Annotated in this window: 7 protein-coding genes; 3 read left to right on the top strand and 4 right to left on the bottom strand. The window is 61.4% G+C overall.

Annotated elements, in window-relative coordinates:
• From RTX98_RS13605 to RTX98_RS13595, 3 genes are all read right to left on the bottom strand, one after another.
• On the bottom strand, positions 1 to 285 hold a 285-nt coding region (locus RTX98_RS13605), incomplete at its 3' end, for a sarcosine oxidase subunit delta (protein ID WP_312797228.1).
• A gap of 15 nt (positions 286 to 300) precedes the next feature.
• Positions 301 to 621, bottom strand: a complete 321-nt coding sequence (locus RTX98_RS13600; protein WP_312797226.1) for a hypothetical protein — start codon at positions 619 to 621, stop codon at positions 301 to 303.
• A gap of 92 nt (positions 622 to 713) precedes the next feature.
• Positions 714 to 1,967 (bottom strand): sarcosine oxidase subunit beta, encoded by a 1,254-nt coding sequence (locus RTX98_RS13595; protein WP_312797225.1) that lies wholly within the window; start codon positions 1,965 to 1,967, stop codon positions 714 to 716.
• Between the two features lie 322 nt (positions 1,968 to 2,289).
• On the opposite strand from RTX98_RS13595, the gene rpsU reads away from it, so the two are divergent.
• The 3 genes from rpsU to RTX98_RS13580 all read left to right on the top strand — a co-directional run bounded on the left by rpsU (position 2,290) and on the right by RTX98_RS13580 (position 4,195).
• Positions 2,290 to 2,538: a 30S ribosomal protein S21 gene (gene rpsU / locus RTX98_RS13590; protein WP_312797224.1), complete on the top strand. Its 249-nt coding sequence runs from the start codon at positions 2,290 to 2,292 to the stop codon at positions 2,536 to 2,538.
• Positions 2,539 to 2,721: 183 nt separating this feature from the next.
• Positions 2,722 to 3,573, top strand: coding sequence for a tetratricopeptide repeat protein (locus tag RTX98_RS13585; RefSeq protein WP_312797223.1), 852 nt, complete (start codon positions 2,722 to 2,724; stop codon positions 3,571 to 3,573).
• A 145-nt stretch (positions 3,574 to 3,718) separates the two neighbouring features.
• Positions 3,719 to 4,195: a DUF992 domain-containing protein gene (locus tag RTX98_RS13580; protein ID WP_312797222.1), complete on the top strand. Its 477-nt coding sequence runs from the start codon at positions 3,719 to 3,721 to the stop codon at positions 4,193 to 4,195.
• A 58-nt stretch (positions 4,196 to 4,253) separates the two neighbouring features.
• Here RTX98_RS13580 and RTX98_RS13575 read toward each other — a convergent pair.
• A partial coding sequence (locus RTX98_RS13575) for an NAD(P)(+) transhydrogenase (Re/Si-specific) subunit beta (RefSeq protein WP_312797221.1) occupies positions 4,254 to 5,480 on the bottom strand: 1,227 nt, incomplete at its 5' end.

The following is a 5,480-nucleotide window of genomic DNA, read 5'->3' as shown; positions in this document are numbered from 1 at the left end:
GACTTCCGCTGGCTCCGGTTGTGGTTCGCCGGCCTTGTAAACGCGCAGGAACTTGTCGGTGACGGAATCGCGCACGGCATTGAAGAAGCGGCCACAGCCATGAATGTGCCGCCAGCGCTCATAAACCAGCCCTTTCGGGTTGGTGCGGATAAAGAAGAAGCTCTCGAAGGCCTCGTCGCTTTCACCCACGATGTTGGTGGAGCGTGCGATATGCGCCTCGCCGCCATTCCGGAATTCGACCTCTGGCCGCTCTTCCTGGCAATAAGGACAGTTGATCAACAGCATCGTTTAAACAGTCCTCTAGAGTTCGCCTGGGCCGATAGCCGCGCCGCGTGGTTGGTCGCAAAGACGCCTGCCCTGCGCCATCAGTGGCCCCATCGCCTGGATGCGTTGTTCCATCGTGAGTTCCGGCTTAATCAGGCCGCCATCGCCGAGATTGCCGATCCCGAGATCGAACGGGTTGACGGACACCTGCACAACACGGGGCTGATCTTCATGGTCTTCTGCGGCTTCCGAAAAATACACCATCGGCTGACCCAGGATCGTCGCGCAAAGGAGGGTTCCGCGTGGCACGGAAAACGGCCAATCCGCCTCTTTCCCGTTGCGCTCGATCATCTGCACGCGAAAATCCTCTGCACCAGGCATAAGGCTTTGCCGATGGTCGTCAGCAACAAGCAAAGGAACGGCAACGGCCATGGCGACAACCGGCAAGATCAATGGGCAACAGCCGCGGCAGCCGCCTCGTCGATCAACCGGCCGGTGCGGAAGCGTTCCAGCGTGAACGGCGCGTTGATCGGATGCGGATTGTCGTTGGCGATCGTATGCGCAAAGACATGACCCGAACCCGGCGTTGCCTTGAAGCCGCCCGTGCCCCAGCCGCAGTTGACGTAGAGGCCTGGCACAGGCGTCTTGGCGAGGATCGGCGAGCGGTCCGGCGTCACATCCACAATGCCGCCCCATGACCGCAGCATCTTCATGCGCGTAAACATCGGGAACATCTCGCAGATCGCATCCAGCGTGTGGTTGATGATGTGCAAGCCGCCGGTCTGCGAATAGGAAATGTACTGGTCGGTGCCAGCGCCGATCACCAGCTCGCCCTTGTCGGACTGCGAAATATAGGCGTGCACGGTATTGGACATGACCACGCAGGGGAAGCAGGGCTTCACCGGCTCCGACACCAGTGCCTGCAGCGGGTAGCTTTCCAGCGGCATGCGCACGCCGGCCATTTCCATCAGCACCGACGTATGGCCGGCCGCAACCACGCCGATCTTCTTGGCGCCGATGAAGCCCTTCGACGTATCCACACCAATAACATGGCCGTTGGACGAGCGGCGTACTGCCGTCACTTCACAATTCTGGATGATGTCGACACCCCGCGCCGACGCTGCACGGGCATAGCCCCAGGCCACAGCATCGTGGCGCGCGGTGCCGCCCCGGCGCTGCAGGGCCGCGCCGACGATCGGATAGCGCGCCTGCTTAGACAGGTTCAGCGGCGGGCAGAATTCCTTGGCTTCTTCCGGCGACAACCACTCATTGTCGATGCCGTTCAGCCGGTTGGCATGGATGTGGCGCTTGAAGACCTGCACGTCGTGCACATTGTGCGCCAGCATCATGACGCCGCGCGGGCTGTACATGACGTTGTAGTTCAGGTCCTGGCTCAGCCCATCCCACAGCTTCAGCGCGTGATCGTATAGCCCGGCGCTCTCGTCATAAAGGTAGTTGGAGCGGATGATCGTGGTGTTGCGGCCGGTATTGCCGCCGCCGAGCCAGCCCTTTTCGAGCACGGCGATATTGGTGATGCCATGCTCCTTGGCGAGGTAATAGGCCGTCGCCAGACCGTGGCCGCCCGCGCCGATGATGATGACATCGTAGTCCTTGCGAGGCTCCGGCGAGGTCCATTGCTGGTCCCAGCCTTTATGGCCACGCATTGCCTCGCGCGCGATCGCAAAGACCGAATATTTCCGCATGGCCAAGCCTCGAACAAACCTGATGGAGCGTCAACGACCAGCTTCCTGCAAAGCTTTGTGTCGCCGCTGCCGCTTCCCTAGCACTAATGAAAAGCCGCTTCCATCTGTGCTCTGAATGCGACGGGTTTAGCCGCTTTGCGTCTTCCTGACACGCGTGCAAAACCGAGCGCAAGTCAAAAGCGACGTAACGGAAAGCAGATGGACAAACGGCCGTTCCGCTGGTATTTACAGGGACGTCGCAGGCAGGTTCTGCCGCGATGGCATGACCCGTTGCCGCAAGCGGGCTGCATTTCATTGAAACCCTTTGAACCGGTGGAAGCCCGTGCAGGTCCTCGTTCGCGACAACAATGTTGATCAGGCGCTGCGCGCGCTCAAGAAGAAGCTGCAGCGCGAGGGCGTCTTTCGCGAGATGAAGATGCGCGACCACTTCGAAAAGCCCTCGGAAAAGCGCGTTCGTGAAAAAGCCGAAGCCGTCCGCCGGGCGCGCAAGCTGGCGCGCAAGCTGGCGCAGCGTGAAGGTCTGATTGCGGCACCGAAACCGGCTGCAACGGCACGTCCTTCCGCACGCTGAGTGCGCGATACGCTTTTCGCCTAGATTTCGTCTCTTTTTTGAGGCTTTAGCCCTGTGGTGGCGCGGCGTAACCGCCTTGCCGCCATTTTCATTTTGCCTCCGGCCTTCCTTTCGTCAGACTGGCGGCACGCTCTTTGATTCGGATGCGCGCCGAGCCGCGTGTTTTGTGGGGGACCAACTCCGATGCGCTATTCCGCCGTGCCCGCCCGTCAGCTGCGTTCCGCAATGCTGGCCGCAACCGTTCTGCCGGTGCTGGGGCTTGCTGCCTGTCAGTCGACCGGCCCGATGGGCGAAGTGGCGAGCATCCAGACCGCGCAGGGTTCGAGCGAAAACATTTCTTCGCTGACCTCCGTGATCGACCGCAATCCTCGCGATCCCGAAGCCTATAATGTGCGTGGCTCCGCTTACGGCCGTGCAGGCGATTATCGCCGCGCCATCAAGGATTTCGACCAGGCACTGGCGCTCAACCCGAACTTCTACCAGGCCTATGCCAACCGCGCGCTGATCAACCGCTATCTCGGCCAGCAGCCGCAGGCGATTGCCGACTACAACAAGTCGCTTCAGATCAACAGCAACTATGCCGCCGCCTATATCGGTCGCGGCGACGTGTATCGCCTGGCCGGCAACAGCCAGCAGGCGTTGCAGGATTATGAACGCGCAATCCAGATGAACACGACGGATCCGCGCGCGTATGCCGGACGTGGCCTCGTTTACCAGACCACCGGCCAGCATCAGCAAGCCATCGAGGATTTCGCCACCACGATCTCGCTCGCGCCCGACCAGCCCAACGGCTACAACGGCCGCGGCCTGTCCTATCTGGCGCTCGGTGACGACGACAACGCCTTTGCCGACTTCAACGTCGCCATCAAGCTCAATGACGGTGTGGCGGAAAGCTGGACCAACCAGGGTCTGGTCTACGAAAAGCGCGGCGACAAGGCTCGCGCCGCCAAATCCTATGCCCGCGCCGCTCAGCTCGATCCGAACTACAAGCCGGCAGTGAACGGCCTTTCGCGCACCCGCAGCGGCGGTGCTTGATCCAAGCGCGCGCCGTGCGAACCGACTCGGGTCACGGGTGTTGAGGTTTGTAACACCTTGTGACCTTCCGTCGCTCATCCTAGGCGGAACAACCTGGCTGGTGCGGGATTGTTGGGACTTCTTCCGTTTGTAGGAGTTCCTCATCATGAAATCAGTCATTGCCCTCGCCGCCCTTGCTGCCGGTCTTTCTGCCGCGCCCGCCGCTTTCGCAAACGAGCGTGTTCAGCTCGGCGTTCTCAGCTGCGACATCCAGGGTGGTACGAGCTTCATCGTCGGCTCGAACAAGTCCGTCGATTGCGAATACACGCCGGCGCGCGGCGGATCGGTGCAGCGCTATAGCGGCATGATTTCGAAGCTCGGCGTTGATCTCGGCATGACGCAGGGCGGCAATCTTCATTGGGCCGTGTTCGGCGTGAACTACAACGTCGGCGACGGTGAATTGGCCGGCAACTATTACGGCGCGAATGCTGAAGCGAGCATCGTTGTGGGCGCAGGTGCAAACCTGCTGACTGGCGGCCCGCGCACCAGCTTCACGCTGCAGCCGCTCAGCGTTCAGGCACAGACTGGCCTCAATGCCGCTGTTGCCGTTTCCGGCCTGGAACTCACCTACTCCTACAAGTAAGGCTCCGGCCTTCTCGTATAAAGAAGGCCGGCATCACTGCCGGCCTTCTTTATTGGTCTCAGTGGTCCATCGCCTTGACGATGTCTTCGGTCATCTTCTTGGCGTCGCCAAGCAGCATCATCGTGCCATCCTTGTAGAACAGCGTATTGTCGATGCCGGCATAGCCGGAGCCAAGCGAGCGTTTCACGAACAGGCAGGTGCGGGCCTTGTCCACATCCAGGATCGGCATGCCGTAGATCGGCGAAGACTTGTCGTCGCGCGCCGAAGGATTGGTGACGTCGTTGGCGCCGATCACATAGGCTACATCGGCCTGCGCGAATTCCGAGTTGATGTCTTCGAGCTCGAAGACCTCGTCATAAGGCACGTTTGCTTCGGCGAGCAGCACGTTCATGTGGCCGGGCATGCGGCCGGCAACCGGATGGATCGCGTATTTCACTTCAACGCCATTGGCCTTGAGCTTGTCGGCAAGCTCACGAAGCGCGTGCTGCGCCTGCGCTACCGCCATGCCGTAGCCCGGCACGATGATGACCTTTGAGGCATTGGCCATGAGGTAAGCGGCATCGTCAGCCGAGCCGAGCTTGACGTTGCGCTCGATCCCGTCATCTGCAGCGGCAGCCGTCTCTCCGCCGAAGCCTCCGAGAATGACGGAGATGAAGGAGCGGTTCATGCCCTTGCACATGATGTAGGACAGGATCGCACCCGACGAGCCAACCAGCGCGCCGGTGATGATCAGCGCCAGATTGCCCAAGGTGAAGCCGAGTGCCGCCGCCGCCCAACCCGAATAGGAGTTGAGCATCGACACCACGACCGGCATGTCCGCGCCGCCGATCGGGACGATCAGCAACACGCCCAGCGCCAGCGAGGCGATGACGATCAGCCAGAAGACTGCGTAGCTCTGCGTGGTCACCAGCAGGATGATGAGCAGCACCAAAGCTGCAGCCAGCGCGATATTCACGGCATGGCGTGCCGGCAGCATGATCGGCTTGCCGGACATGCGCCCGTCGAGCTTCAGGTAAGCGATCACCGAGCCGGTGAAGGTGATGGCGCCGATGGCAACGCCGAGGCTCATTTCCACAAGCGCCTGGCCGTGAATGTCGCCGATGGTGCCAATGCCAAAGCTCTCCGGCGCATACATGGCTGCGGCCGCAACCATCACGGCGGCTAGGCCGACGAGGCTGTGGAAGGCAGCAACGAGCTGCGGCATGGATGTCATGGCGATGCGGCGAGCGGTAACCGCGCCGATGCCGCCGCCGATGGCGAGACCGAGCACGATCAGGCCGAAGCC

The sequence above is a fragment of the Tianweitania sp. genome (genome assembly GCF_032053605.1).
In the GTDB taxonomy this organism is placed as follows: domain Bacteria; phylum Pseudomonadota; class Alphaproteobacteria; order Rhizobiales; family Rhizobiaceae; genus Tianweitania.
This window is presented reverse-complemented; position numbering and strand designations above follow the sequence as displayed.